The sequence below is a fragment of the Bradyrhizobium diversitatis genome, from assembly GCF_016031635.1.
Taxonomy (GTDB): Bacteria; Pseudomonadota; Alphaproteobacteria; order Rhizobiales; family Xanthobacteraceae; genus Bradyrhizobium; species Bradyrhizobium diversitatis.
On the sequence record NZ_JACEGD010000026.1, the window covers coordinates 1 to 25,534 of the forward strand.

The window sequence follows — 25,534 nt, forward strand, 5'->3', positions numbered from 1 at the left end:
CAGCCCGCCGGTCAGCTTGAGGTCGCCGAGGCTCGCCAGGGCGTCCGGCGCGATCCAGCGGTAATCGTCGAGCTCATCGTTCAAGGCCGGTTTCCCGGCCGCCCAGCGGGCGGCAAAGGACATGATCAGGTAATGGCCGGCGCCGGGCGCGGCCGGCAGTACCTCGCGCCAGCCGGCGAGGCCAATGATCTCGATACGAAGGCCGGTCTCTTCGTCAACCTCGCGGCTCAGGGCCTGATGCAGCGATTCGCCGAATTCGACCCGGCCGCCGGGAAGCGAATAGAACCCCTTGGCAGGCGAACGGGCGCGTCGGACCAGCAGCACCTTGCCGTCGCGGAAGATGGCTGCGCTGACGGCGAGCTGGGGGTGGGTGGGCTGGACGACCGCGGGCAATCTCGTCACCTATCCGGCCGAGTTCGCCATGATGGTGTCGACGTCGGCTTCCGCGCCGCCATTGATGATCCCGCCGCAAGCCGCGATCAGCGGCTTGACCCAGAGGGTGGCCTGCTCGGCGAGGCGGACGCGGGTGGTGTCCTTCTCGACGTCGCGCATGGCCGAGCCGACCGCGGTCAGGATCGATGTCATGGTGTCCGTGATGTGGTCGAACTGGGCGCGCACGTTGGGATCTGCCTTCTCATAGGCCTCGATGGCCAAATCCCGTGCCTTGAAATTCGACGCCGTGAAATGCTCGGCATAGGACAGCGGCGTCCAGGTCAGGAAGTCGTCGGCGCATTCCGGCATGTCCGGGACCATTTCGAGCAGCATCACGGCTTCATTGAAATGGTTGAGATAGTCGGTGGCAAGCCCGGTCCGCGGGTTGATATTGGCCACGCGCAGGCGCTCGGCCCAGGCCTCGGCCTCGGGGCCCGTCTGTACATGCGTCCGCGCGGGTTGGGAGGCCGTTGAGCTCATCTGCCGCAGTGTTAGCATTCTGGGTTAAAAGGACCTGAACGGACCTTATATAGACGCGCAGGCATGTGTGGACGCTTCGTCATAACTTCGGCCCCCGCGGCTTTGCGGCAACTGTTCGGCTATGTCGAGCAGCCGAATTTCCCGCCCCGGTACAATGTCGCCCCGACGCAACCGATTCCGGTCGTGTTGGTCGAGAACGGCGCGCGGCATTTCCGGCTGATGCGTTGGGGCCTGTTGCCGGGCTGGGTCAAGGATCCCCGCGGATTTGCGCTCCTGATCAACGCGCGTGCCGAGACGGTGCTGGAGAAGCCCGCCTTCAAGAAGGCGATTCGCCGCCGGCGCGGCCTGATTCCGGCCGATGGCTATTACGAGTGGAAGACGGAAGGCGGCCGCAAGCAGCCGTTCTTCATCCACCGTGCCGACGGCGAGCCGCTCGGCTTCGCCGCGGTGTTCGAGACCTGGGTCGGGCCGAACGGCGAGGAGCTCGACACGGTCGCGATCGTCACGGCGGCAGCAGGCGAGGACCTCGCCGCGCTGCATGACCGCGTGCCCGTCACCATCAGCCCGCGCGATTTCGAGCGCTGGCTCGACATCGGAGGCGACGAGGTTGACGCGATCCTGCCGCTGATGACCGCCCCACGCATCGGCGAATTCGCCTGGCACCCCGTTTCCACCCGCGTCAACCGCGTCGCCAATGACGACGAGCAGCTCGTGCTGCCGATCAGCGCGGAGGAGATCGAGGCGGAGGCGGTGAAGCCGAAAAAGGCGGCGCGGAAGATTGCTGCTGCGCCGGCAGATGACGGGCAGGGCTCGTTGTTCTAATCTAGCCAAACACTCCGTTGTCGTCCCGGACAAGCGCGCCCGAAGCGCGCGCCGATCCGGGACCCATAATCACAGGGAGCAGCTTGGCGCGAGCTGGCAACTGCGAGTCATCGCAAAACATCGCCCTGTGGGTATGGGTCCCGGATCAGCGCTGACGCTTGTCCGGGACGACGATCGAGTGTGTAGCTACCAGCCGTCACACAACCTCCCGTGCCCGCAGCCGCGCGACCTCCGCCGCATCGAATCCCAGCTCGCCCAGCACCGCATCCGTATCCGCGCCCAGCTCCGGCGCCATCCGGTCCAGCCTGCCGCCGCCGTGTGCCAGCTTGAAGCCGCTGCCGGCGAAGCGGAGCCTGCCGTAGGGCGTGTCCAATTGCTGGATAGCACCTCGCGCGGCAATCTGCGGATGGTCGATGACCTCCTCAATCTTCCAGATGCTGGCACAGGGCGCGCCGGCGTCTTCCAAAATGGTCTCCCATTCACGCGCCGGCCTTTTCGCCAGCGCCGCCTCGATGATGGCGCGGAGCGCGCCCTCGTTGTCGTTGCGCGCGAACCAGTCGGCAAAGCGCGGGTCGGTGAGCGTGTCCTCGCGGCCGAGCGCGCCCATCAGCGCGCGGTACTGCTTCTCGTTGTTGACGGCGAGCAGGATGTAGCCGTCGCCGCATTTGAACAGGTTGGCGGTGGCCCTTCGGCTCACCGCCTGGTTGCCCGACAGCTGCTGGCGATGGCCGGCGACAGACCAGTCCGCGATCTGCCCTGAGAGAAACGCCAGCGTCGCCTCCAGCATGGAGACGTCGATCAGTTGCCCCTTGCCGGTGCCGTCGCGCTGGTAGAGCGCGCTCGAAACGCCGAACGCGGCCGTCGCGCCCGAGAGCACGTCGCACACCGCAAAGCCCGCGCGCGTCGGCCCCGTCTCGGGGTGCCCGGTGATCGCCATGATGCCCGACAGCGCCTGCATCTTGCCGTCATAGCCGGGCCGCAGGCGGTCCGGGCCGGTCTGGCCGAAGCCGGAGACCGCGCAATAGATCAGCCTTGGGTTGATCGCGGACAGCGCCTCGTAGCCGATGCCGAGCTTGTCCATCACGCCCGGGCGAAAATTCTCCATGACGACGTCGACCTGGCTCGCGAGCCTCTTCACGATCGCGATCGCGTCCGGCTTCTGCAAATCGAGCGTGAGGCTGCGCTTGTTGCCGTTGACGGCCTGGAACGCCGGCGCCAGCCCGCGCTCGGCCCATTCGCGGGAAAGCGGCGTACGGCGCATGTCCTCGCCCTCGCGCCGCTCGACCTTGATGACGTCCGCGCCCAAGAGCGCGAGCTGGTAGCTTGCATAAGGGCCGGCCAGCACTTGCGTGAAGTCCAGGATCTTCACGCCTTCGAACGGGCGCGTCACGTCTCTCTCCCTTTATTTGTTGTTGTCGGAGGACGTCAGGCGGCGCGGTTGCCGCGCGCGATCTCCTTCTGCTTGTCGAATTCGGCGCGCCGCCGCGCCAGCTCTTCAGGGCTGAGCTGCGCGACGTTGTTGTAGTCGAGCTTCCAGGAGGCGTCCTCGCTCCAGCGCAGCGGCGACTGCATCGTGGTCTGCGGACCGCTTGCAGTCTCCAGCAGCTTGAGCGCGAGCTCCAGCGTCTGCGCCTGCGAGGCGATGTCATGCGGCTTGCCGGCGGAATTGCCGAGCGGGAAGTCGCTGAACAAGAAGCGCGGCACCGCCGCGTGCTCGATGATGTCCTTGGCGCAGCCCATGATCACGGTCGCAATGCCGTTCCGCTCCAGATGCCGCGCCACCAGCGCCGTGGTCTGGTGACAGACCGGGCAGTTCGGCACCAGCACGGCGACGTCGACCGCATCAGCGATGCAGCGCGAAAGAATTTCCGGCGCGTCGGTATCGAGCGTGACGCGATGGCTGCGGTTGGTCGGCGCGCCGAAGAAGCGCGGCGCGACTTCGCCGATGCGTCCTGCGGCGCTGGCCTTCAGGAGCTGCGGCAGCGGAAACCAGGTGCCGCTGTCGGTGGCCGAGGTGTGCTTGCGGTCGTAGCCGATGTGCGAGATGCGCAGATCGTGCTGTTTCGACGTGTCGCCGTCATAGACCTGGTAGAATTTCGCACCGCCATTATACGCTGCGCCAGGGCCCTGGTCGCCCTTGGCCGGATCGAACGGCGCGGCCGTGGTGATGATGGTGACGCGCGACTGCGCCAGCGGCTTCTTCAGCGGCTGGAACGGCGCCGCGGTGTGATGCGCCCAGCGATACGGCGTGGTGTAGCCGATCGCCGCGTAATAGTCCCGCGTCCGCTGCATGTAGGGGACGGGGGAGTCGTAGTCGGGCGCAAAGCCGAATTCGTCGTCGCGCGGAGCGGACATGGGCGCGTCTCCTGGTTCTTGGTTGGGGCCAGACTAGAGATAGTTTTGGGGTTGCTCAACGGGGAGCGGAAGGACGCAGGACAGAATTGCAGCGCACGATAGCTCGCCCCGCTTGCGGGGAGAGGGTTGGGGTGAGGGGGAGTCTCGGCGAGGGCGCTGACAGTGAGACTCGCGGAGGCTCCCCCTCACCCGGAATTTGCTTTGCAAATTCCGGCCTCTCCCCGCACGCGGGGAGAGGCGAAGAAATCACCTACCTGAACAGATGCAGCGCCGCGTATTGCAGCAGCATGATCGCCTTGGCGTCGATGATGCGGCCGTCGGTGATCATCGCCAGCGCCTCGTCGATGGAAAGCTCCAGCACCTCGATGTCCTCGCCCTCGTGTTCGAGGCCACCGCCGTCGCTGACCCGCATCTCGGGCTCGTATTCGGCGACGAAGAAATGCAGCTTCTCGGTGATGGCGCCGGGGCTCATGAAGGCCTCGAAAACCTTGTGGACGTGGTGCAGGCGGTAGCCGGTCTCTTCCTCCGCCTCGGCGCGGATGCGCTCCTCGGGCTCGGCGTTGTCGAGCACGCCGGCGGCGGCCTCGATCAGGAGATCGTCGTAGCCGCGGATGAACGCCGGCAAGCGGAACTGGCGCACCAGGATCACCGTGCGCCGGGCGCGGTTGTAGGGCAGCACGGCAGCGGCATTGTCGCGCTCATAGGTCTCGCGGTGCTGCGTCTGCCACGCGCCATTGGCGCGCCGGTACTCGAAGGTCGTGGTCTTCAGCGTGGTCCAGCCGTCCGAGAGCACGCGGACGTCCTTGATGCGGACGCGGTCGGAAATGGTCATGGCTCGCTCTCAGTTGCTTGGCGTGGTGGTGCGGCCGTCGAGCCACTTCTGGAACATCACGGACGTCGATAGCTCGAAGCCCAGCGAGTCATAGAACGCATTGGCCTGCGCGTTCTCGCGGCGGACCAGGAGCTGGAGCTTTGCGATATCCGCACGCCGCAGCCAGTTCTCGGCGGCTGCCATGATCTCGCGGCCGTAGCCGCGCTTCTGGCAATCAGGATCGACCGCGACGTAATAGACCCAGCCGCGATGGCCGTCATGGCCGACCATCACGGTGGCGACGATCGCGCCGTTGTCGCGGCCGACCAGCACGGTGGAATTGTCGCGCCGCCGCGCTAGCGCGATGTCGGCATGCGGATCGTTCCAGGGCCGCGTCAGGCCGCAGCGCTGCCACAGCGCGACGACCTTCTCGACGTCGGCATCCGCGATCGCGCTGATCGCGAGCGCAGCAGGGGCCACGCTCACAGCACCTTCCCCGGATTCATGATGCCGAGCGGATCGAGCATCGCCTTGATGGAGCGCATCAGCTCGATCGCGGTCCTGTCCTTCACCTCCGGCAGCTCGTCGCGCTTGAGCACGCCGATGCCGTGCTCGGCCGAGATCGAGCCGCCCATGCGCAGCACGATCTCGAACACCACGGCGTTCATCTCGTGCCAACGCGCCAGGAAATCCGCCGTATCGGCGCCGATCGGCTGGCTGACATTGTAGTGCAGGTTGCCGTCGCCGAGATGGCCGAACGGCACCGGCCGCGCGCCGGGGATCAGCTTCACCACGGCGGCGTCGGCCTCGGCGATGAAGGCGGGCACCGCCGCGACGGGCACGGAGATGTCGTGCTTGATCGAGCCGCCCTCTGGCTTCTGCGCCGCGGACATCTCGTCACGCAGCTTCCAGAACGCACCGCGCTGGGTGAGGTTGGCGGCGATCACGGCGTCGTCGACGATCTCATCCTCCATGGCCCGGGTCAGGATCGTCTCCAGCGGCGTGCGGGCGTCCTCGCTCGGCGAAGACAATTCCATCAGCACGTACCAGGGATGCTTCGCCTGAAGCGGATCGCGCACGTCGATGCCGTGCCGCACCGAGAAATCGACCGCCATCTCCGACAGCAGCTCGAAGCTCGTCAGCGCATTGGCGGCTTCTCCTTGCGCGATCGTCAGCAGCTTCAGCGCCGCCGCCGGCGATTTCAGCCCGACGAAGGCGGTCTCGACCGCCCGCGGCTTCGGAAACAGCCTCAAGGTCGCCGCCGTGATGATGCCGAGCGTGCCTTCGGCGCCGATGAAGAGGTTGTGCAGATTGTAGCCGGTGTTGTCCTTCTTCAGCTTCGAGAGAGAATTGAGCACGCGCCCGTCGGCGAGCACCACCTCGAGGCCCAGCGCCATCTCGCGCGCGACGCCATAGGCGAGCGCCGCGGTGCCGCCGGCATTGGTCGAGAGATTGCCGCCGATGGTGCAGCTGCCCTCGGCGCCGAGCGAGAGCGGAAACAGCCGGTCCACCTCCGCCGCCTTCGCTTGCGCGATCTGCAGCACCACGCCGGCCTCGCAGGTCATGGTGTTGGAGGCGGTGTCGACCTCGCGGATCTTGTCGAGCCGGCGCAGCGACACCACCACCTCGCCATTGTGCGGCGTCTGCCCGCCGACCAGCCCGGTGTTGCCGCCCTGCGGCACCAGCGCGATGCTGTGCGCGGAGGCGAGCTTGCAGATTGCGGAGACCTCGGCCGTCGAGCCCGGGCGCAGCACCAGCGGCGAGCGGCCGTGGAACAGGTTGCGCTCCTCGGTGACGTAAGGCTCGATGTCGGTCGCATCGGTGATGGCGTGGCGGTCGCCGACGATCTTGCGGAATTGGGCGATCAGCTCGGGCGCAAGCGGCGGGGTGGCGGATTTATCGACGTTCATTCTCGTGTCTCTTCTCAGGCTTCTTATCGGGCAAACGCAGCCCGGCGCAGCCGGTCATTGATCGCCTCGCCAAGTCCCTGTTCGGGGATCGCCATCACCGCGATCGCGCGTGGCGCCCGGGCATCGAGGCTACGAAGATAGCCGAACAGATTGGCGGCGGCTTCATCGAGATCGCCGGTGGGCGACAGATTCATGACGGCCGCGGCAGCATCGACGCCCGGCAGCCGCGCGGGGCCGAACGCCAGCAGCGCTTCGCCCGGCGCGACCTCGCGCGCATTGAGCCGCACATGGGCGCGCGGCGCGTAATGCGAGGCCAGCATGCCTGGCGCCAGCGGCTGGCTGTCGCTGAGCTCGGCCTCCACGGGCGGCCGCGCCAGCGGCGCGCCCAGCACCGCCTCGATCCGTTCGCGTGACAGTCCGCCGGGGCGGAGCAGCATTGGCGCCTCGAAGCAGCCGACAATGGTCGATTCGACCCCGACCGCAACGGGCCCGCCGTCGACGATCAGGTCGATCCGCCCGGCGAGGTCGCTTTCGACATGGGCGGCCAGCGTCGGCGAGACGTGGCCGGAGATGTTGGCGGACGGCGCCACCACGGCGCCGCCGAACGCACGCAGGATCGCCTGCGCCACCTTGTGGGCGGGGATGCGAATCGCGACGGTATCGAGGCCCGCGGTGGCGAGATCCGCCACCGGGCAATCGTCCGTCTTCGGCACCACCAGCGTCAGCGGCCCCGGCCAGAACGCTTCCGCGAGCTTCAGCGCGCGCGCATCGAACCGCCCGATCCGCCGCGCGGCCGCGATATCGGCGACGTGCGCGATCAGCGGATTGAACGCCGGCCGCCCCTTGGCGGCGTAGAGATGGGCGATCGCCGTGGCGTTGGCGGCGTCGGCGCCGAGCCCGTAGACCGTCTCGGTCGGAAACGCGACCAGCCCGCCGGCGGCCAAGGCCCTGGCGGCGGCTTCCGCGCCGGCCTCGCCGGCCGGCAAAATCAGCGTTTCAAGACCCGTTTTCACTAGGGCAAAATTCCTCGGCTCGGCCGCTTGCAGTGCGTCAAACCCGACGCTATAAGCCGCCTTCTTGTCGGAGTGTGGCTCAGCCCGGTAGAGCACTGCGTTCGGGACGCAGGGGTCGCAGGTTCGAATCCTGCCACTCCGACCATTCTTCCAAAAGTCGACGTTTTCCAGAGACTTGGCGGACCGGCCGCCCGCGCCCCGTGGGCGCCTTTTAGCAACGATCTTCGCGGCGGGTCCACGGCCGATTTGGCGGGGCAGGGGCGCTTGCCGCGGCGGCATGGCTCTTCATTTGAAGCAGCAGCGGCGGGAATTAGGCGTTCATTCGTCATCCGCATTGTCTTTCAACCCGCAGTAGTGCGATGGTGCCGTCTCCTCTGGGGGGAGTGGTGTCGTGGCGAAGGTGGAGAATGATCCCGATGATCATCTGATGGTCGACGTCGTCGGGCCTTGGGTGACCGAAAAGCATCAACGGTTGAGTGAATACATCAAGCTGGCGCGCGGCGCTCGGGCCAACTTCGTGCCGCCCAAGGGGATAACGGCTGCCGTGCGCTTTATTTCATTCGAGCCGCTATTGGGGTCGGTAGCTGGCGCCAATCTCGCAGGGATTCAGTGGGTGATTGTGGGGGGAGAGAGCGGACCGCATGCACGGCCAATGGTCGAGGAATGGGTGGACGAGATCGAGGCTGCGTGTCGCAAAGCCAACACAGCATTCTTCTTCAAACAATGGGGCGGCGTTCGAAAGAAGGCGACCGGGAGGACCTATCGGGACTCCACTTTCGACGAAATGCCTGTCGTGGCCTAAGCACAGGGCGTGTTTTCAATCCTGGCGCCGAGACTACCTTCGCGCCACCAGCACACCCACCAGAAACGCCACCATCAGCGACGGCAGCGGGGCCTCGCGCACCATGCCGCGCACGACGTCTTGCCAGCGCTGCTCGGGGACCAGCCTCGGCGATCGCACGTTGGGCGCCGGTTCGATGCCCCAGCTTGATGCGAGCTCGGCGATCTCGCTTTGCGCCAGACGTACATCGTCACGGACCCGGAAGACGGCGGCCTCGGATCGCTCGCGCGGCGCGAGCAGCATCAAGGTCTCGACGGCCGTGCGCAGCGTCATCTCGCCGTAGCCCTGCAGCCGCACCGACTCCTCGGGGTCCGATGTCATGCGAAATCCCTTACAGCGCCAGATTCTTCATAACGCAAAGTCGCGTGCGATGGTGAAGGCGGCGGCCGCGCGCGAGACGGGCTTGCCTGCTCATGATCTGCCTCCATGCTCTGCATGGAAATGGCGGCGGCGGAACTTGGTTCCCTGCGCGCGATGCGAATCGCGGGCGCCAGCTACTTCCGCAACAGCTCGCTCAACGCCGCCGTGGCCTCGGCGCAGCGGATGTCGTCGATCTCGCGCGACAGGCTGAGCGCGATCGCCCTCAGCTCTTCCAGCGTCCCGCTATCCGAATGCTGGTTTTCGAGCTGGCCGAGACGCTTGTTCAGATCGTCCAGTCTCGATTGAAGCTGCCCGATGCTGGCGGCTCCATTCACTTTCCAAACGCGTTGTGCACGCATCGTCGTTCCCCTGATAGTCTCACGGCCTTGTGAGAGCGGTTCGTGGCCGGAATGGGAGTTTGTTTTGTCCGGCTTCAGATCGCGGGGAACCGTTGCAGATCAGCAACGAAGTTCCGGAACTAAGGCGCGCGCTCGCCCGGCGCCCCGCACGATGATACCCGCAGGCATGGAATTTGATTGTGCCATCAGGATGATGGGCCGAGGCGGCCCGCGTGGGCGGAGGCTCGAGCCCGACGCACCCGGAAAAACGAAGGAATGACGCGTGGCGAGATTTGTGACGATTGCAGCCGGCCAGCTCGGCCCGATCGCGAGGAGCGAGACCAGGACCGCGGTGATGGCGCGGCTGATGGCCCTGATGCGCCAGGCCCGGGCCTGCGGCTGCGACCTGATCGTCTATCCCGAGCTGGCGCTGACCACGTTCTTTCCGCGCTGGTATTTCGAGGATCAGGCCGAGATCGACAGTTTCTTCGAGCGCGAGATGCCGGGCCCGGAAACGCAGGAGCTGTTCGATCTCGCGCGCGAGCTCGGGATCGGCTTTTGCCTCGGCTATGCCGAGCTGGCGGTCGAGGCCGGACTTGTCAGGCGCTACAACACCTCCATTCTCGTCGACAAGAGCGGCGCGATCGTCCTGAAGTATCGCAAGGTGCATCTGCCCGGCCATGCCGAGCACGAGCCGTGGCGCGAGTTTCAGCATCTGGAGAAGCGCTATTTCGAGCCGGGCAGCGGCTTCGGCGTGACGGAAGCCTTCGGCGGCGTGATGGGCATGGCGATCTGCAACGATCGCCGCTGGAGCGAGACCTATCGGGTCATGGGCCTGCAGGGCGTCGAGATGGTGCTGATCGGCTACAACACGCCGGTGCACAATCCGCCCGCGCCCGAGCATGACGATCTCTCGCTGTTTCACAATCATCTGGTAATGCAGGCCGGCGCCTACCAGAACGGCACCTTCGTGGTCGGCGTCGCCAAGGCCGGCATCGAGGAGGGCGTCGACCACATCGGCGGCAGCTGCATCATCGCGCCCTCGGGCGAGATCATGGCCGCCTGCACCACCAAGGGCGACGAGATCGCGCTGGCGCGCTGCGATCTCGATCTCTGCAACTCCTACAAGCGCACCACCTTCAATTTCGATGTCCACCGCCAGCCGCGGGCCTACGGAATGATCGTGGAGCGGAAGGGCGTGACCACCATGGCGGATGGGACGCCGGTGCCGCGCAAGGGGTGATCGTTGTCTCGCCCGTCATTCCGGGGCGATGCGCAGCATCGAGCCCGGAATGACGCCGGGAAGCTCGGTGTTTCGCTCCCGTGTCAATCCTATCGCGCGAAAATATTCCACTTTACCGAAATTCGGAAATTGCGTATGTGTCGCCCATCCCGGCTCATTCTTGAGGGGCGATCATGAGGTCGTCATTGTCGCGAGCCGGGCTTGCGGTGGACGCGGCAGCGTCGGGCGCGAAAGGTGCGGGCAGGGAGGGTAGTCCCCGGTGAGCCCGTGGCCGCGCGCGGACGAACGGCGCTGCCAGGCTTCGTCTCGCCTGTAAGTTTCCGGCTCCGTCGACTGGGCTGGGAAAACTGCGGCGAAATGGCGGGCCGTGCGTACGGCAAAACCGTGTGGTCCTGGCCGTCGTTGCTACGGTCAAGCTCTTGCGGATGCGGCAGTCGCGTCAACCGGCGCGGCGCCGGTGAATTTCGCGAGGGTGAGGGAGGCCAGAGGGAATTCGGCTCCCAGGAGAGCGCGGCATAAGCCGTCCGACCATCGCGCAGGGAAGGCCGAGTGATTGGCACCACCTGTATGCTGCTGTGCGGTCTCTTTGCGCTACATCTTCGCGCAGCGGACCGCGGGTGCGAGGTCAGCACCCGGTCTTCCCTGCGCCCTCTTGGTTCGAGAGGGTGGAGCGACGAAGCAAAGCTCGGGCGAATTCCGCCGCGAGAACGGGAAAACGTGTCCGCAAGCGAGATGTAGCCGAAGAGCGTGCTGTTGCGTCGTACTCCGTCATTGCGAGCGGAGCGAAGCAATCCAGAATCTCTCCTCGGAGCAACTCTGGATTGCTTCGTCGCAAGGGCTCCTCGCAATGACGCGGAGGAGAGAGCGTGCGCCAAACTCCATTCTCGTGCCCCGGACGCAGCGCAGCGTCTCTTCGACGGTGCGCTGCTGAGCCGGGGCCCATGCTGAGGCATCGTGCTCTGGGTCCCGGCGCTGCGCCGCAACGCTGTCGCGTTGCAGCTTGTCCGGGACACGAGCGAGAGCCGCATCGCCAGAACCTTCGAATCCTGCTCCTCGACCCGCTCACAACCACGTGTCTTTATTCGGGAACAATCATTCCCTATTATGCCGCGATGCAAAAGACTGCCCGCCGATCCCGGTCTGCCCGTCGTCCCGGCCGCCCCCGGGAGTTCGACATGGACACCGCGCTCGACCGCGCCGTGCGCGTGTTTCGCGAGCGGGGTTACCATGCCACCTCAATCGGCGACCTCACCGCGGCGATGCGGCTCGCCACCGGCAGCGTGTACAAGGCATTTCGCGACAAACATGCGGTGTTCCTCGCCGCCTTCGAGCGCTACACGGCGCTGCGCCAGGAGCAGACCCGCAGCGCGGCGGCGCGGGGCGCAAACGGCCGCGAGCAGATCCGCAACGTGCTGCTGTCCTATGTCGAACACTCCCAGGGCGTCGAGGGACGGCGCGGCTGTCTCGTGGTCGGCAGCGCCGTCGAGCTGTCCGCGCATGACGCGATGGTCGCGGCCCGCGTCAGTACGCAGCTTGCGACCAACGAAAACTTCATCGCCGGCCTCATCCGTGACGGGCAGGCCGACGGCTCGATCCCCCGCCATGTCGCAGCTGACGACACCGCGCGGCTGATGCTCTGCATCACGCAAGGAATGCGCGTCGTCGGCAAGGCGCGCCTGCCGCTCGACGGGATACGCCTCGTCGGCGTCGCGATGAAGCTGCTCGCCTGAATTTTTTGTCATAATAGGGAATGGTCATTCCCTAAACCTATCTGGAGTCCATGCGAATGACGATGAATGCCACGATCGAGACCGCACCCGAACCGGGTGCGGTGTCGCAGCGCCTGACCTTCGTGCTTGCCGCGGCCTGTGGCATGATCGCCGCCAACATCTACTATGCGCAGCCGCTGATCGCCCCGATCAGCGCCGCGCTCGGCCTGTCGCATGCCGCGGCGGGACTGATCGTCACCATGACGCAGATCGGCTACGGCACCGGGCTGCTGCTGATCGTGCCGCTCGGCGATCTCGTCGAGAACCGCGCGCTGATCTGCTCAGTGATCACGCTCGGCGCCGCAGCACTGCTCGCCGCCGCGTTCGCCACCCATGCGCTGCCGTTCCTGATCGCCGCGCTGTTCATCGGCCTCGGCTCGGTGGCTGTGCAGATCATCATTCCCTATGCGGCGCATCTGGCGCCTGCAGCCATCCGCGGCCGCGTCGTCGGCAACGTCTCGACCGGCCTGATGCTCGGCATCATGCTGGCGCGTCCGGTGTCGAGCTTCGTCACCGCGGCGCTGTCGTGGCACGCGGTGTTCTTCTGCTCCGCCGCGCTGATGATCGTGCTCGCGATCGCGCTCTGGATGACGCTGCCGAAGCGCAAGCCGGTGACGCGGATGCACTACGGCGAATTGCTGCTGTCGATGCCGCATCTGGTGCGGGCCACGCCGCTGCTGCGGCGCCGCGCGCTCTATCAGGCGAGCCTGTTCGGCGCCTTCACCCTGTTCTGGACGGTGGCGCCGCTCCAGCTCGCCGGCGAGTTCGGCTTCTCCCAGCGCGGCATCGCGCTGTTTGCGCTGGCCGGCGTCGCCGGCGTGTTCGCCGCCCCGATCGCCGGCCGCCTCGCCGACCACGGCCATAGCCGCGTCGCGACGCTGGTCGCGATGCTGCTCGCGGCCGGCGGCTTCCTCGTGACCTATGTCGGCGCGCCCGGCTCGATGCTGAACCTCGCCTGTCTGGTGGTGGCCGCGATCGCCATCGATATCGGCGTCCAGGGCAATGTCGTGCTCGGCTTCCGCGCCATCTTCGCGCTCGGGCACGAGCACCGCAGCCGCCTCAACGGCCTCTACATGGCGACGTTCTTCGCAGCCGGCGCGGCCGGCTCCGCGGTCGGAGCCTTCGCGTTCGCGCAAGGTGGCTGGGCACTCGCATCGGCCATTGGCCTTGCGTTGCCCGTCATGGGACTGATCTATGCGGCGACCGAATAGAAGCCGGCACGGCCCACAATGGAATGGTGCGATGCGGCCTGTTTACCAACCCCGCGCCGACGCAATCTGCAGTGCGACGGTGACGATCGTCAGAAGTGGCGGGCTGAATTTTTCGGACGAGAGCGCGGCAACGAATTCGCAATAAATCGGCCTGGCAGGACCGCGCGCGTTGCGGACGGGCAACAGTCCGGCAACCATCCGCGAACTTGCCGCGCGCCGCTAACTTTTCGAAAAAGATTTGGCCGCAGTTTCTCCCGCGGGATTGACGAGGGAGTTTTCGGACATGAACGGTCACGCCATCTTGGAGAACGTGCGCCGCTACCGCGGCATCGCATCGCTCTATCGCCAGACCGCAGCATTCCGCCCGGGCCAGAGCTGGTCGCTGCTGGAGCAGGCGAGGGAGTGGGAAGCGCGGGCGCTGTCGGAGCTGGAGGCCTATTTCGCGGCACGCACGGACCGCACCGCCCAGCTCGCGGCCTGATCGCCGGCCATCGGCGCGGCCGGCAACCGGCTCGCCGAAGGTGCGATCGCCCACGGGACAATTACGGAGTTGTCTCCGCATCCTTGTGTGCTAGCAACGGGCCGATCGAGATCTCCTTCACGTCGGCCGGGGCAAGCGATGACCACCTTCAACCGCATCTTCACGACCGAGCGTCTGCTCCAGATCATTGTGATTCTGGCGGCGACCGTCGCCATGAAGCTGATGAGCTGAGCGCCGGCCTTCTATCGCCCGCCGAGTTCGGGCACGTCGGGCAGATAGTTCGACCCTTCCGACCCCAGAAAATCGAACATCGCCTGCGCGGGCGGCAGCAGCACCTTGTCGCTGCGGCGGATCACGTACCATTGCCGCACGATCGGCAGGCCCGCGACATCAAGCACGACGAGCCGGCCCTCGGCGAGCTCATGCGCCACGGTGTGGGCCGAGATGAAGGCGATGCCCAGCCCGGCGATGACCGCCTGCTTGATGGTCTCGTTGCTGCTCATCTCCATGCCGATGATCGGCTCGAGATCCGACTTCTGGAACAGGCCCTCCATCAGCGTCCGCGTGCCCGAGCCGGGCTCACGGGTGAGGAAGGTCTCGTGCACGAGGTCGGTGAGGTTGAGGCCGGAATCCTTCTCCAACCAGTGGCCCTTGCGCGCGACGATGATGTGCGGATTGCGCCCGAGCTGGCGGACGTCGACGGTGACGTCGGCCGGTGGCCGACCCATCACCGCGAAGTCGAGGTCATAGCCGTGCATGGCCTCGCGGATCTCCTCGCGATTGCCGATGGTCAGCTTGATCTCGATCTTGGGGTAGCGCTTGGAGAACGCCGCGATTGCATGCGGCACGAAATATTTCGCGGTCGAGACCGCGCCGAGCTTCACGGTGCCTCCGGTCCGCCCCGCGAGCAGGTCGAGCGCGCCCTGGCAATCCGTGATCGCGGCCTCGACCCGTTCGGCCAGCGCCAGAACCTCCTTGCCCGCTTCCGTCAGCAGCATGCCGTCGCCGGTCCGCTGCACCAGCGGCAGGCCGGCGAGGTCCTGCAGTTGCCGGAGCTGCTGGGTCACGGCCGGCTGGGTCAGCCCGAGATGGCTGGATGCCGCCGTCACGCTGCCCTTGGCCGAAAGCGCCGCAAGCGAGCGCAGCTGCCGGATCGTCAGATGCCGGAACTGGGCCGCTGCATGGCCGGGGCCATTATAAGAACATTCTTTGAGGCTCATTATAAATAGAAATTTTCCTTATTAACTCGCCCCTGTCAATCTCCTGATGCCGGGACTGACCGCACCGACCTCCAGCGGGGAGGAAACTGGATGCGGCGCCGACGGAGGGGATGGACGCAGATGACCGGGCAACTCAGGCTGGACGACCACCTTCAACGGTATTCGGAGACCGCACCCCACGCGCTGGCGGTGGCGGGTGCGGTGGATGCCATCGCGGCAGCGGCGATCGAGATTGCCGATCTCATCGCATCCGGCGATCTCGCCGACGCCTCGGGCCTGACCACGGGCCGCAACAGCGATGGCGATCTCCAGCGCGATCTCGACGTCCAGGCGGACGCGATCCTGCGCCGCTGCCTCAGCCGGCTGCCGATCGCGGCGCTGGCGTCGGAGGAGATGCGCGAGGCTCAGATCGTTGATCGTCAGGGGCGCATCTGCATCGCGATCGATCCCCTCGACGGCTCCTCCAACATCGACATCAACATGACCGTCGGCACGATCTTCTCGATCCTGCCGGCGCCCGATGACCTCTCGCTCGCCTTCCATCAGCGCGGCTCGGCGCAACTCGCTGCCGGCTTCGTCACCTACGGCCCGCAGACCTCGCTGGTGCTGACGCTCGGCGACGGCGTCGACATCTTCACGCTCGACCGCAAATCCGGCTGTTTCCGCCTCGCGCGCAGCGTGGTGCAGATCCCGGAGGCCTGCGAGGAGTTCGCGATCAACGCGTCGAATCGCCGGCACTGGGATCCGCCGGTGCGCGCCTTCGTCGACGAGTGCCTCGCCGGCGTCGACGGGCCGGCCAACCACGATTTCAACATGCGCTGGATCGGCTCGCTGGTCGCGGAAGCCTATCGCATCCTCACCCGCGGCGGCGTGTTCCTGTATCCTTCCGATGCGCGCCCCGGCTATGGCGACGGCCGCCTGCGCCTCACCTACGAGGCGCATCCGATGGCCATGATCATCGAGCAGGCCGGCGGCTCGGCCTCGACCGGGCGCGAGCGCATCCTCGAACTGTCTGCGCAGAGCCTGCACCAGCGCGTCCCGCTGATCATGGGCTCGAGCAACGAGGTCCGGCGCGTCGAGGAACTGCATTGCGATCCGCTGCTGGTCGCCAGCGTCTCCGCGCCGCTGTTCGCGCGCCGCGGCTTCTTCCGGCTCTGAGCGAGGCGCGCCATGTCCAGGAAGCATCCGATCATCTCCATCACCGGCTCCTCCGGCGCCGGCACCACCTCGGTCAAGAAGACCTTCGAGCAGATCTTCTTCCGCGAGAAGGTCAACGCCGCCTACATCGAGGGCGACGCCTTCCATCGCTACGACCGCGCCGAGATGCGCGCGCAGATGGCCAAGGAGGCCGAGCGCGGCAACAAGCATTTCAGCCATTTCAGCCCCGAGACCAATTTGTTCGAGGAGCTGGAGCGCGCATTCCGCGATTACGGCGAGACCGGCACCGCGGTGACGCGGCACTACGTCCACGATGCCGAGGAATCGGCGCTGCACGGCGCGGCACCCGGCACCTTCACCGACTGGAAGCAGCTGCCGGAGAACTCCGACCTGCTGTTCTACGAAGGCCTGCACGGCGCCGTGGTCACGGACAAGGTGAATGTCGCGCGCTATGCCGATCTGAAGATCGGCGTCGTGCCTGTCATCAATCTCGAATGGATCCAGAAGCTGCACCGCGATCGCAGCGCGCGCGGCTATTCCACAGAGGCCGTTACCGACACCATCCTGCGGCGGATGCCGGACTACATCCACTACATCTGCCCGCAATTCACCGAGACCGACATCAACTTCCAGCGCGTGCCGACGGTGGACACCTCCAATCCGTTCATCGCGCGCTGGATCCCGACGCCGGACGAATCGATGGTGGTGATCCGCTTCAAAAACCCGCGCGGCATCGACTTCCCCTATCTGCTCTCGATGCTGCCGCAGAGCTGGATGTCGCGCGCCAATTCGATCGTGTGTCCGGGCGCCAAGCTCGACCTCGCGATGCAGCTGATCCTGACGCCGCTGATCATGCAGCTGATCGAGCGCAAGCGAAACCTGAAGTGAACGAGGAGAGAATCCGATGAACATCTCCGTCCACGCCGAAGCCGACGTCACGGCGGTCACGCACCACGATCTCGCCAACGCTGTCCGCTTCCTCGCGGTGGACGCCATCGAGACCTCGCAGTCCGGCCATCCCGGGCTGCCCATGGGCATGGCCGATGTCGCGACCGTGCTGTTTTCGCGCTTCCTGAAATTCGATTCGGCGCATCCCAATTGGCCGGACCGCGATCGTTTCGTGCTCTCGGCGGGCCACGGATCGATGCTGCTCTATGCGCTGCTGCATCTGACCGGCGGAGACGTCAGCCTCGACGACATCAAGGCCTTCAGGCAGTGGGGCTCGAAGACGCCGGGCCACCCCGAATATGGTCACACGCCCGGCGTCGAGACCACGACGGGCCCATTGGGGCAGGGCATTGCAACCGCGGTCGGCATGGCACTCGCCGAGCGCATGGCCAATGCGCGGCATGGCGATGGGCTCGTTGACCACTTCACCTATGTCATCGCGGGCGACGGCTGCCTGATGGAAGGCATCAGCCAGGAGGCGATCTCGCTTGCCGGCCATCTCGGGCTCGGCCGGCTGATCGTGCTGTTCGACGACAACGGCATCTCCATCGACGGTCCGACCTCGCTCGCGACGTCGGACGATCAGCTCGCGCGCTTCGCCGCCTCCGGCTGGTCGGTGCGCCGCGTCGACGGCCATGATCCCGAAGCGGTGGCACAGGCGATAGCGGAGGAGCGGGAGACCCCGAAGCCGTCGCTGATCGCCTGCCGCACCATCATCGGTTATGGCGCGCCTGATAGGCAGGGCACGGAGAAGGCGCATGGCGCGCCGCTCGGCACCGAGCAGACGGCGGCGGCGCGCCGGAATCTGGGTTGGGACTACCAGCCCTTCGTGGTGCCGCTCCCGATTCAGAAGGCCTGGCGGATGATCGGGCAACGCGGGCAGGTCGACCGGCTCGCCTGGCTCGATCGCTATGAGCGTGCGACGCCGGAGCAGCGCGACCTGTTCGTTGAGGGCAAGGCCGTCGCTTTGCCCGCTGCCTATGCACTGGCCGCCGCAAAATTACGCGAGCGTTTCGCATCCGAGCGTCCGAAGCTCGCGACGCGGCAGGCCTCGCAACAGGTGCTCGACGGCATCGCCGGGACCATCCCCGGCCTGGTCGGCGGCTCCGCGGACCTCACGCATTCGAACCTCACGCATGCCAAGGCGCAGGCTCCCGTCAAGCGAGGAGCGTTCGGCGGCGATTACATCCACTACGGCATTCGCGAGCACGGCATGGCCGCTGCGATGAACGGTCTCGCATTGCATGGCGGCTTCATTCCCTATGGGGGCACGTTCCTGGCCTTCTCCGATTACAGCCGGCCCGCGATCCGCCTTGCCGCGCTGATGCGCGTGCGGGCCATCCATGTGATGACCCACGATTCCATCGGCCTCGGCGAGGACGGCCCGACGCATCAGCCGGTCGAGCATCTGGCGGCGTTGCGCGTGATTCCGAACCTCCTGGTGTTCCGTCCCGCGGACGCCGTGGAGACGCTGGAGGCCTGGGACTGCGCGCTCAGCTCCGAGAACCGTCCATCCGTGCTGTGCCTGTCGCGCCAGGCGCTGCCGACCTTTCGCAGCGATGCGCGCGGCAGAAACCGTGTCTCACGCGGTGCCTATCTCGTCGTCTCGCCGGAGGGCGGGCGCGACGTGACGCTGATCGCAACCGGCTCGGAAGTGGCGATAGCCCTGGACGCCGCCCGCCTGCTCGCGACCGAACACATCCGTGCGGCCGTGGTGTCGGCGCCGTGCTTCGCCCTGTTCGAGGAACAGCTGGACGATTACCGCGCCGCCATCCTCGGCACCGCGCCGCGCGTCGGCATCGAGGCGGCGGTGCTGGGCGACTGGCCACGCTGGATCGGCACCGACGGCGAGTTCGTCGGCATGCGCGGCTTCGGCGCCTCGGCGCCGGCACCAGTGTTGTACCGCGAATTCGGCATCACGCCGCAGAGCATTGCGGAAGCCGCCCGCCGGGCGATTGCCCGCAAGAGACAATAAGGAGGACGTCCCGTGGCCCGTATCACACTTCGCCAGCTGCTCGATCATGCCGCCAGCCACGGCTATGCCGTGCCGGCATTCAACATCAATAACATGGAGCAGGGCATCGCGATCATGCAGGCGGCGGCCGAGGTCGATGCGCCCGTCATCATCCAGGCCTCACGCGGCGCGCGCAGCTATGCCGGCGATCTCATGCTCTCGCACATGATCGACGCGCTGGAGCGGACTTATCCCGACATCCCGCTCTGCATGCACCAGGACCACGGCAATGACGAGGCGACCTGCGCCTCCGCGATCGCCCACGGCTTCACGTCGGTGATGATGGACGGCTCGCTCAAGGCCGACGCAAAGACGGCGGCCGACTACGACTACAACGTCGCGATCACCCGCCGCGTCGTCGATCTCGCGCATTGGGTCGGCGCGTCCGTCGAAGGCGAGCTCGGCGTGCTCGGCTCGCTGGAGCACGGCGGCGGCGAGCAGGAAGACGGCCACGGCGTCGAGGGCAAGGTCAGCCACGACCAACTGTTGACCGATCCTGATCAGGCCGTCGATTTCGTCCGCGCAACGAAGGTCGACGCCCTGGCGATCGCGATGGGCACCTCCCACGGCGCCTACAAGTTCAGCCGCAAGCCCGATGGCGACATCCTGGCGATGCGCGTGGTCGAGGAGATCCATCGCCGGCTGCCGAACACCCATCTGGTCATGCACGGATCCTCCTCGGTGCCGCAGTCGCTCCAAGACATGTTCAACCAGTTCGGCGGCGAGATGCCGCAGACCTGGGGCGTGCCGGTGGACGAGATCGTCCGCGGCATCAAGAGCGGCGTGCGCAAGGTCAATATCGACACCGACTGTCGGCTGGCGATGACTGCGGTGTTTCGCAAGGTGGCGGCGCAAAGCCGCAGTGAGTTCGATCCACGCAAATTCCTCAAGCCCGCGATGGACGCGATGCGCGAGCTCTGCCGCGAGCGCTTCGAGCAGTTCGGCACCGCAGGTCACGCGAGCAAGATCAAGGTGGTTCCCTTGAACGAGATGGCGCGGCGCTACCGCGCCGGCGAGCTCGATCCGCGCGTCGACGCCCGCGAGTCCGTGGCGGCCTAGTTAATCGGAAAGAGCAGAGAAAAGAGCAGGAGAGAGACATGAACGCACATGCAGGCACGGTCCGCGGCAAAGAGCGCTATCGCTCCGGCGTGATGGAATACAAGCGCATGGGCTATTGGGAGCCCGATTACACGCCAAAGGACACGGATGTCATCGCGCTGTTTCGCGTCACGCCACAGGAGGGCGTCGATCCGATCGAGGCCTCGGCTGCGGTGGCCGGCGAATCCTCGACCGCGACCTGGACCGTGGTGTGGACCGATCGCCTCACCGCCGCGGAGAAATATCGCGCCAAGTGCTATCGCGTCGATCCGGTCCCGGGCTCGCACGGCTCGTATTTCGCTTATATCGCCTATGACCTCGACCTGTTCGAGCCGGGCTCGATCGCAAACCTGTCGGCCTCGATCATCGGCAATGTGTTCGGCTTCAAGCCGCTGAAGGCGCTGCGCCTGGAAGACATGCGCTTCCCCGTCGCCTATGTGAAGACGTTCCAGGGGCCGGCGACCGGCATCGTGGTCGAGCGCGAACGCCTCGACAAGTTCGGTCGGCCGCTGCTGGGCGCAACGGTGAAGCCGAAGCTCGGTCTATCCGGGCGCAACTATGGCCGCGTGGTCTATGAGGCGCTGAAGGGCGGGCTCGACTTCACCAAGGACGACGAGAACATCAACTCGCAGCCCTTCATGCACTGGCGCGACCGTTTCCTCTACTGCATGGAGGCGGTGAACCGCGCGCAGGCCGCCTCGGGCGAGGTGAAGGGCACCTACCTGAACATCACCGCGGGCACGATGGAGGACATGTACGAGCGCGCGGAGTTCGCGAAGGAACTCGGGTCGTGCATCGTCATGATCGACCTCGTGATCGGCTACACCGCGATCCAGTCGATGGCGAAGTGGGCGCGCCGCAACGACATGATCCTGCATCTGCACCGCGCCGGTCACTCGACCTATACGCGGCAGAAGAGCCATGGCGTATCGTTCCGCGTCATCGCCAAATGGATGCGCCTTGCCGGTGTCGACCACATCCATGCCGGCACGGTGGTCGGCAAGCTCGAAGGCGATCCCAACACCACGCGTGGCTACTACGATGTCTGCCGCGAGGACTTCAACCCGACCAAGCTCGAGCACGGCCTGTTCTTCGACCAGTTCTGGGCGAGCCTCAACAAGGTGATGCCGGTCGCCTCCGGTGGTATCCACGCCGGCCAGATGCATCAGCTGCTCGACCTCCTGGGCGAAGACGTCGTGCTGCAGTTCGGCGGCGGCACCATCGGCCATCCCATGGGCATTGCCGCCGGCGCGATCGCCAACCGCGTGGCGCTGGAAGCCATGATCCTCGCCCGCAACGAGGGCCGCGACTACATCCACGAGGGCCCGGAGATCCTGGCCAGGGCGGCCGAGACCTGCACGCCGCTGAAGGCGGCGCTCGAAGTCTGGAAGGACGTGACCTTCAATTATCAATCGACCGACACGCCGGACTTCGTGCCGACCGCGCTCGAAACCGTTTGAGGAGATTTGACATGAAGCTGACTCAAGGCTGCTTCTCGTTCCTGCCCGATCTCACCGACGATCAGATCACCAAGCAGGTGCAATATTGTCTGACCAAGGGTTGGGCGGTGAACATCGAGTTCACCGACGATCCGCATCCCCGCAACACCTATTGGGAGATGTGGGGGCTGCCGATGTTCGACCTTCAGGACGCCGCCGGCGTGATGATGGAGCTCGCCGAATGCCGCAGGGTGTACGGCGACCGCTACATCCGCATCAGCGGCTTCGATTCCAGCCATGGCTGGGAATCGGTGCGGATCTCCTTCCTCGTCAACCGGCCGCCGAAGGAAGCCGAGTTCGAGCTGGTGCGGCAGGAAGTCGGCGGCCGCGCGATCCGTTACACCACGATGCGCAAGCCGGCCCCCCACGCCGCTCAATAACCATTCTCCTCCGCGCGGAGCTCTCCCTGCTCCGCATCCTTGGCGGACCACTGCTTCGCCGCTCCCGGCGGCGAAGCTCTTTTCTTCGAGGTGCCGATGCTCGATGTTCCCCATGCAACGACGACTGAACAGAACGAGACTCGTTTCGATCTCCGCAAGGAGGCCGAAGCGGCCGGGATCACCGATACGCTGCAACAGCTCGATCAAGAGCTGATCGGGCTCAAGCCGGTGAAGGACCGCGTGCGCCAGATCGCCTCGCTGCTGCTGGTCGAACGTATCCGGCAGCGGGCGGGACTGGCCTCCGCGCCGCCGACGCTGCACATGTCGTTCACGGGCAATCCCGGCACGGGCAAGACGACCGTGGCGCTACGCATGGCCAAGATCCTGCACGGCCTCGGCTTCGTGCGGCGCGGTCAGGTGATCTCCGTGACGCGCGACGACCTCGTCGGCCAGTATATCGGCCACACCGCGCCGAAGACCAAGGAGATCCTGAAGAAGGCGATGGGCGGCGTGTTGTTCATCGACGAGGCCTATTACCTGCATCGTCCCGACAACGAGCGCGACTATGGCCAGGAATCGATCGAGATCCTGCTCCAGGTGATGGAGAACCAGCGCGAAGACCTCGTGGTGATCCTTGCCGGCTATGGCGAGCGGATGACGAGCTTCTTCGCCTCCAATCCCGGCTTCCGCTCGCGCATCGCCCATCACATCGAATTTCCTGACTATGCCGAGGCCGAACTGCTCGTCATCGCCGAGCTGATGCTGAAGGAGCGCGGCTATCGCTTCTCGGCGGCCGCGCGCGAGGCTTTCGAGAAGTACATCGAATTTCGCCGGACCCAGCCGTTCTTCTCCAACGCCCGTTCGATCCGCAACGCCGTCGACCGCATTCGTCTGCGGCAGGCCGATCGCCTGGTGTCCGATCTCGACCGTATGCTCGATGTCGCCGACCTCGAGACCATTGATCCCGCGGACGTCCTTGCGAGCCGCGTCTTCAGCGGCGGCACTGAAGCGCGGAGTGCAAAGCCATGAGCGGAGACATCCTTATCGCCCCCTCGATCCTGGCCGCGGATTTCGCCCGTCTCGGCGAGGAGGTCGCGGCGATCGATGCGGCCGGGGCCGACTGGATCCATTGCGACGTCATGGACGGGCATTTCGTGCCGAACATCAGTTTCGGTGCTGACGTCATCAAGGCGATCCGGCCGTTGACGAACAAGGTCTTCGACGTGCATTTGATGATCGCGCCGACCGATGCCTATCTCGAGGCGTTCGCGAGAGGCGGAGCGGACCTCATCACGGTGCACGCCGAAGCCGGCCCGCATCTCGACCGCTCGCTCCAGGCGATCCGCTCGCTCGGCAGGAAGGCTGGCGTCAGCCTGTGTCCGTCGACGCCGGAGGCGACGATCGAATACGTGCTCGACCGTATCGATCTCGTGCTGGTGATGACGGTCAATCCGGGCTTTGGTGGCCAATCATTCATCGGGTCGCAGATCGAGAAGATCAAGCGGATCAGGACCATGATCGGCGAGCGGCCGATCCGTCTCGAAGTCGATGGCGGCGTCACGCGCGACAATGCCGCTGCCGTGGCTGCAGCGGGCGCCGATACGCTGGTCGCGGGTTCCGCCGTGTTTCGCGGCAGGGGCGCTGCCGATTATGCCGCCAATATTGAAGCCATTCGCGCCGCCGCCGAGGCCGGCCGAGTTCCGCACCTGCAAAACAGTTCTGCGCAGCGGATGCGTGTGAGCGAGGGAGGCCTCATCCGGTAGACTACAGGAGACCGAGGTCCCCCTTGGCGCCATTTGGAACTTGACCCGCGTACGCATTTTCCAAGAACGAGCCGAGATCAGGCGCGGGCGGGGCGCAGCAAATCTTTTGCACAATCGCCATCGGCCTGACGTAAATTAAGACAATAACCTCGGCAGATGCGAGGGAGGGTCTCATGGAGAACGTACGTCGCTACCGGGCGCTGGCGTCCCTCTGTCGTCAGCAGGCGGCCTACCGGCCGCTCCAGACTTGGGAACTCCTCGGCCAGGCCGAACATTTCGAACACCTCGCCGAAGTCGAACTCAAGGCGCATTTCGACGCGTGCAATGTGCAACGCGACGGGGACGCTGCCGCATCCCCGCCCTGGGAGGCTCCCGTCGCGGCGTAATGGCGCCAAGCCGGCTCGGCTCAATGCGACATCAGCGTCGGCACTGTCATGGCTTCCAGCATGGCGCGGGTGACGCCGCCGAGAATGCGCTCCTGCAACCGCGAATGGCCATAGCCGCCCATCACCAGGAGATCGAGGCTCTCGTCGGCCGCCAGCGACAGGATGGTCGGCTGAATGTCGGCGCGCGTCGCCGACAGGCTGACCGTGCGGGTCGGCAGTCCGCGCCGGCCGAGATGTTTTGCCAGACTGCTCGCTGAAGCTTCGCCGGAGACGGCGTCGGCCTCGTTGATGGTGATGATCACGATCTCTGCGGCGCGCGCCAGGAACGTCGCTGCGTCGCGCACGGCGCGGGCAGCGAGGCGGCTGCCGTCCCAGCAGATGCCGATCCGGTTCGCCTTGAAGGCTCCACGGAAGGTGTAGGGCAGGAACAGCACCGGGCCGCCCGCCTGAAACAGGATCTCGCTCGGCACGTCGTTGTCGAACGCGCCCTGAGCCGGATCCGGCTGGAGTACGATGCTGAGGTCGTGCAGTCGCGCCATCTCGCCGAGCGAGACGGCTGCATCCGCCGGGATCGCGCCGAGCGCGTGGCAGGCATAGGAGATGCCGGCGTTCGCCGCTTCGCTCCTGAACACCGCGAGCGCGGCCTCGGCCCGCTCCACGGCCCGCTCGCGCTCCAGTTCGAACACGGCCGCCACCGCCGCGCCGCCCTCCATCACGTAAGCTGCACTGGTTGCGACATAGCCGACCGCGACCGCGTCGAGATGAGCGTTGAGGTGCGCCGCGAGCGAGATCGAACCCTCGATCGCGGACCGCATGGGACGTTCGGTGGGAATGTGGACGAGAATGTCTTTGTACATGGCGCGCCTCCGGTGGACCTCATAGGCGCAGTTTTTCACTGCGCGAAGCGCCCGTGTTGAGCTGCATCAAATGGGCGGCGACGATCTGCCTGCTGCACCTGCTCTCCCGTTCTTTGCCGAGATTTAATCGGATGGACGGGACGCC

General features: G+C 66.0%; 26 protein-coding genes, 1 tRNA gene and 1 pseudogene. 16 read left to right on the forward strand and 12 right to left on the reverse strand.

Annotated elements, in window-relative coordinates:
* On the reverse strand, positions 1 to 393 hold a 393-nt coding region (locus H1B27_RS26090; protein ID WP_197968016.1), incomplete at its 3' end, for an NUDIX hydrolase.
* 9 nt (positions 394 to 402) lie between these two features.
* Positions 403 to 912, reverse strand: coding sequence for a hypothetical protein (locus H1B27_RS26095; protein WP_061878457.1), 510 nt, complete (start codon positions 910 to 912; stop codon positions 403 to 405).
* 63 nt (positions 913 to 975) lie between these two features.
* Between H1B27_RS26095 and H1B27_RS26100 the strand changes: the two genes are divergently transcribed.
* A complete protein-coding gene (locus H1B27_RS26100) occupies positions 976 to 1,734 on the forward strand; it encodes an SOS response-associated peptidase (RefSeq protein WP_197968017.1) in 759 nt (252 codons plus the stop codon).
* 196 nt (positions 1,735 to 1,930) lie between these two features.
* Here the strand turns inward: H1B27_RS26100 and H1B27_RS26105 are convergent, their stop codons facing one another.
* From H1B27_RS26105 to H1B27_RS26130, 6 genes are all read right to left on the reverse strand, one after another.
* A complete protein-coding gene (locus H1B27_RS26105; RefSeq protein ID WP_197968018.1) occupies positions 1,931 to 3,124 on the reverse strand; it encodes a CaiB/BaiF CoA transferase family protein in 1,194 nt (397 codons plus the stop codon).
* A 35-nt stretch (positions 3,125 to 3,159) separates the two neighbouring features.
* Entirely contained in the window at positions 3,160 to 4,089 is a 930-nt protein-coding gene (locus H1B27_RS26110) for a glycine reductase (protein ID WP_197968019.1), read from the reverse strand.
* 250 nt (positions 4,090 to 4,339) lie between these two features.
* Positions 4,340 to 4,921 carry an NUDIX hydrolase gene (locus H1B27_RS26115; RefSeq protein ID WP_197968020.1) on the reverse strand — a complete coding sequence of 194 codons (582 nt, stop codon included), beginning with the start codon at positions 4,919 to 4,921 and terminating at the stop codon, positions 4,340 to 4,342.
* A gap of 9 nt (positions 4,922 to 4,930) precedes the next feature.
* On the reverse strand, positions 4,931 to 5,386 hold the full coding sequence (locus tag H1B27_RS26120) for a GNAT family acetyltransferase (RefSeq protein WP_197968021.1): 456 nt from the start codon (positions 5,384 to 5,386) through the stop codon (positions 4,931 to 4,933).
* Entirely contained in the window at positions 5,383 to 6,810 is a 1,428-nt protein-coding gene (locus H1B27_RS26125) for an FAD-binding oxidoreductase (protein WP_197968022.1), read from the reverse strand. Before H1B27_RS26125 ends, H1B27_RS26120 begins: the two co-directional genes overlap by 4 nt.
* Positions 6,811 to 6,833: 23 nt before the next feature.
* Entirely contained in the window at positions 6,834 to 7,823 is a 990-nt protein-coding gene (locus tag H1B27_RS26130; protein ID WP_197968023.1) for an L-threonylcarbamoyladenylate synthase, read from the reverse strand.
* Positions 7,824 to 7,891: 68 nt separating this feature from the next.
* On the opposite strand from H1B27_RS26130, the gene H1B27_RS26135 reads away from it, so the two are divergent.
* A tRNA-Pro gene (locus H1B27_RS26135) sits at positions 7,892 to 7,968 on the forward strand.
* Positions 7,969 to 8,355: 387 nt separating this feature from the next.
* Positions 8,356 to 8,625: pseudogene (locus H1B27_RS26140) on the forward strand (DUF5131 family protein); the annotation flags it as partial.
* Positions 8,626 to 8,658: 33 nt separating this feature from the next.
* On the opposite strand, the gene H1B27_RS26145 reads toward H1B27_RS26140, so the two are convergent.
* Positions 8,659 to 8,985 carry a hypothetical protein gene (locus tag H1B27_RS26145; RefSeq protein ID WP_197968024.1) on the reverse strand — a complete coding sequence of 109 codons (327 nt, stop codon included), beginning with the start codon at positions 8,983 to 8,985 and terminating at the stop codon, positions 8,659 to 8,661.
* Positions 8,986 to 9,158: 173 nt separating this feature from the next.
* Positions 9,159 to 9,383: a hypothetical protein gene (locus tag H1B27_RS26150; RefSeq protein WP_061878448.1), complete on the reverse strand. Its 225-nt coding sequence runs from the start codon at positions 9,381 to 9,383 to the stop codon at positions 9,159 to 9,161.
* Positions 9,384 to 9,645: 262 nt separating this feature from the next.
* Here H1B27_RS26150 and H1B27_RS26155 point away from each other — a divergent pair, with 262 nt between their 5' ends.
* From H1B27_RS26155 to H1B27_RS26170, 4 genes are all read left to right on the forward strand, one after another.
* Positions 9,646 to 10,605, forward strand: coding sequence for an N-carbamoyl-D-amino-acid hydrolase (locus tag H1B27_RS26155; RefSeq protein WP_197968025.1), 960 nt, complete (start codon positions 9,646 to 9,648; stop codon positions 10,603 to 10,605).
* Between the two features lie 1,112 nt (positions 10,606 to 11,717).
* The gene (locus tag H1B27_RS26160) at positions 11,718 to 12,335 is read left to right on the forward strand and encodes a TetR/AcrR family transcriptional regulator (protein ID WP_197968026.1); all 618 of its coding nucleotides are present in this window, start codon (positions 11,718 to 11,720) and stop codon (positions 12,333 to 12,335) included.
* Positions 12,336 to 12,391: 56 nt separating this feature from the next.
* The gene (locus H1B27_RS26165) at positions 12,392 to 13,585 is read left to right on the forward strand and encodes an MFS transporter (RefSeq protein ID WP_061878445.1); all 1,194 of its coding nucleotides are present in this window, start codon (positions 12,392 to 12,394) and stop codon (positions 13,583 to 13,585) included.
* Positions 13,586 to 13,868: 283 nt separating this feature from the next.
* Positions 13,869 to 14,066 carry a hypothetical protein gene (locus tag H1B27_RS26170; protein ID WP_061878444.1) on the forward strand — a complete coding sequence of 66 codons (198 nt, stop codon included), beginning with the start codon at positions 13,869 to 13,871 and terminating at the stop codon, positions 14,064 to 14,066.
* A 242-nt stretch (positions 14,067 to 14,308) separates the two neighbouring features.
* Here the strand turns inward: H1B27_RS26170 and H1B27_RS26175 are convergent, their stop codons facing one another.
* Positions 14,309 to 15,286 carry a LysR family transcriptional regulator gene (locus H1B27_RS26175; protein ID WP_197968027.1) on the reverse strand — a complete coding sequence of 326 codons (978 nt, stop codon included), beginning with the start codon at positions 15,284 to 15,286 and terminating at the stop codon, positions 14,309 to 14,311.
* A 120-nt stretch (positions 15,287 to 15,406) separates the two neighbouring features.
* Here H1B27_RS26175 and H1B27_RS26180 point away from each other — a divergent pair, with 120 nt between their 5' ends.
* From H1B27_RS26180 to H1B27_RS26220, 9 genes are all read left to right on the forward strand, one after another.
* Positions 15,407 to 16,444, forward strand: coding sequence for a class 1 fructose-bisphosphatase (locus H1B27_RS26180; protein ID WP_197968028.1), 1,038 nt, complete (start codon positions 15,407 to 15,409; stop codon positions 16,442 to 16,444).
* A 12-nt stretch (positions 16,445 to 16,456) separates the two neighbouring features.
* Positions 16,457 to 17,332 (forward strand): phosphoribulokinase, encoded by an 876-nt coding sequence (locus H1B27_RS26185; protein WP_061878441.1) that lies wholly within the window; start codon positions 16,457 to 16,459, stop codon positions 17,330 to 17,332.
* Between the two features lie 16 nt (positions 17,333 to 17,348).
* Positions 17,349 to 19,367 (forward strand): transketolase, encoded by a 2,019-nt coding sequence (gene tkt / locus H1B27_RS26190; RefSeq protein WP_197968029.1) that lies wholly within the window; start codon positions 17,349 to 17,351, stop codon positions 19,365 to 19,367.
* A 12-nt stretch (positions 19,368 to 19,379) separates the two neighbouring features.
* Complete coding sequence (fba, locus tag H1B27_RS26195; RefSeq protein ID WP_197968030.1) at positions 19,380 to 20,465, forward strand: class II fructose-bisphosphate aldolase; 1,086 nt, start codon at positions 19,380 to 19,382, stop codon at positions 20,463 to 20,465.
* Positions 20,466 to 20,503: 38 nt separating this feature from the next.
* The gene (locus tag H1B27_RS26200; RefSeq protein ID WP_197968031.1) at positions 20,504 to 21,964 is read left to right on the forward strand and encodes a form I ribulose bisphosphate carboxylase large subunit; all 1,461 of its coding nucleotides are present in this window, start codon (positions 20,504 to 20,506) and stop codon (positions 21,962 to 21,964) included.
* An 11-nt stretch (positions 21,965 to 21,975) separates the two neighbouring features.
* Positions 21,976 to 22,383, forward strand: coding sequence for a ribulose bisphosphate carboxylase small subunit (locus H1B27_RS26205; protein ID WP_197968032.1), 408 nt, complete (start codon positions 21,976 to 21,978; stop codon positions 22,381 to 22,383).
* Positions 22,384 to 22,479: 96 nt separating this feature from the next.
* Positions 22,480 to 23,412, forward strand: a complete 933-nt coding sequence (cbbX, locus tag H1B27_RS26210) for a CbbX protein (protein ID WP_061878710.1) — start codon at positions 22,480 to 22,482, stop codon at positions 23,410 to 23,412.
* On the forward strand, positions 23,409 to 24,146 hold the full coding sequence (gene rpe / locus H1B27_RS26215; RefSeq protein WP_061878436.1) for a ribulose-phosphate 3-epimerase: 738 nt from the start codon (positions 23,409 to 23,411) through the stop codon (positions 24,144 to 24,146). Before cbbX ends, rpe begins: the two co-directional genes overlap by 4 nt.
* A gap of 173 nt (positions 24,147 to 24,319) precedes the next feature.
* Positions 24,320 to 24,532, forward strand: a complete 213-nt coding sequence (locus tag H1B27_RS26220) for a hypothetical protein (RefSeq protein WP_061878435.1) — start codon at positions 24,320 to 24,322, stop codon at positions 24,530 to 24,532.
* 20 nt (positions 24,533 to 24,552) lie between these two features.
* Here H1B27_RS26220 and H1B27_RS26225 read toward each other — a convergent pair whose 3' ends face one another.
* Entirely contained in the window at positions 24,553 to 25,389 is an 837-nt protein-coding gene (locus H1B27_RS26225; protein WP_061878434.1) for a universal stress protein, read from the reverse strand.
* Positions 25,390 to 25,534 lie beyond the last annotated feature (145 nt).

Bases quoted from the DNA above. Each gene is read 5' to 3' on its own strand.
- H1B27_RS26180 (WP_197968028.1), top strand. From the start codon at position 15,407: ATGACCGGGCAACTCAGGCTGGACGACCACCTTCAACGGTATTCGGAG.
- H1B27_RS26175 (WP_197968027.1), bottom strand. From the start codon at position 15,286: ATGAGCCTCAAAGAATGTTCTTATAATGGCCCCGGCCATGCAGCGGCC.
- rpe (WP_061878436.1), top strand. From the start codon at position 23,409: ATGAGCGGAGACATCCTTATCGCCCCCTCGATCCTGGCCGCGGATTTC.
- cbbX (WP_061878710.1), top strand. From the start codon at position 22,480: ATGCTCGATGTTCCCCATGCAACGACGACTGAACAGAACGAGACTCGT.
- H1B27_RS26165 (WP_061878445.1), top strand. From the start codon at position 12,392: ATGACGATGAATGCCACGATCGAGACCGCACCCGAACCGGGTGCGGTG.
- H1B27_RS26170 (WP_061878444.1), top strand. From the start codon at position 13,869: ATGAACGGTCACGCCATCTTGGAGAACGTGCGCCGCTACCGCGGCATC.
- H1B27_RS26185 (WP_061878441.1), top strand. From the start codon at position 16,457: ATGTCCAGGAAGCATCCGATCATCTCCATCACCGGCTCCTCCGGCGCC.
- H1B27_RS26150 (WP_061878448.1), bottom strand. From the start codon at position 9,383: ATGCGTGCACAACGCGTTTGGAAAGTGAATGGAGCCGCCAGCATCGGG.
- tkt (WP_197968029.1), top strand. From the start codon at position 17,349: ATGAACATCTCCGTCCACGCCGAAGCCGACGTCACGGCGGTCACGCAC.
- H1B27_RS26145 (WP_197968024.1), bottom strand. From the start codon at position 8,985: ATGACATCGGACCCCGAGGAGTCGGTGCGGCTGCAGGGCTACGGCGAG.
- H1B27_RS26225 (WP_061878434.1), bottom strand. From the start codon at position 25,389: ATGTACAAAGACATTCTCGTCCACATTCCCACCGAACGTCCCATGCGG.
- H1B27_RS26160 (WP_197968026.1), top strand. From the start codon at position 11,718: ATGCAAAAGACTGCCCGCCGATCCCGGTCTGCCCGTCGTCCCGGCCGC.
- H1B27_RS26095 (WP_061878457.1), bottom strand. From the start codon at position 912: ATGAGCTCAACGGCCTCCCAACCCGCGCGGACGCATGTACAGACGGGC.
- H1B27_RS26100 (WP_197968017.1), top strand. From the start codon at position 976: ATGTGTGGACGCTTCGTCATAACTTCGGCCCCCGCGGCTTTGCGGCAA.
- H1B27_RS26110 (WP_197968019.1), bottom strand. From the start codon at position 4,089: ATGTCCGCTCCGCGCGACGACGAATTCGGCTTTGCGCCCGACTACGAC.
- H1B27_RS26205 (WP_197968032.1), top strand. From the start codon at position 21,976: ATGAAGCTGACTCAAGGCTGCTTCTCGTTCCTGCCCGATCTCACCGAC.
- H1B27_RS26115 (WP_197968020.1), bottom strand. From the start codon at position 4,921: ATGACCATTTCCGACCGCGTCCGCATCAAGGACGTCCGCGTGCTCTCG.
- H1B27_RS26220 (WP_061878435.1), top strand. From the start codon at position 24,320: ATGGAGAACGTACGTCGCTACCGGGCGCTGGCGTCCCTCTGTCGTCAG.
- H1B27_RS26125 (WP_197968022.1), bottom strand. From the start codon at position 6,810: ATGAACGTCGATAAATCCGCCACCCCGCCGCTTGCGCCCGAGCTGATC.
- H1B27_RS26200 (WP_197968031.1), top strand. From the start codon at position 20,504: ATGAACGCACATGCAGGCACGGTCCGCGGCAAAGAGCGCTATCGCTCC.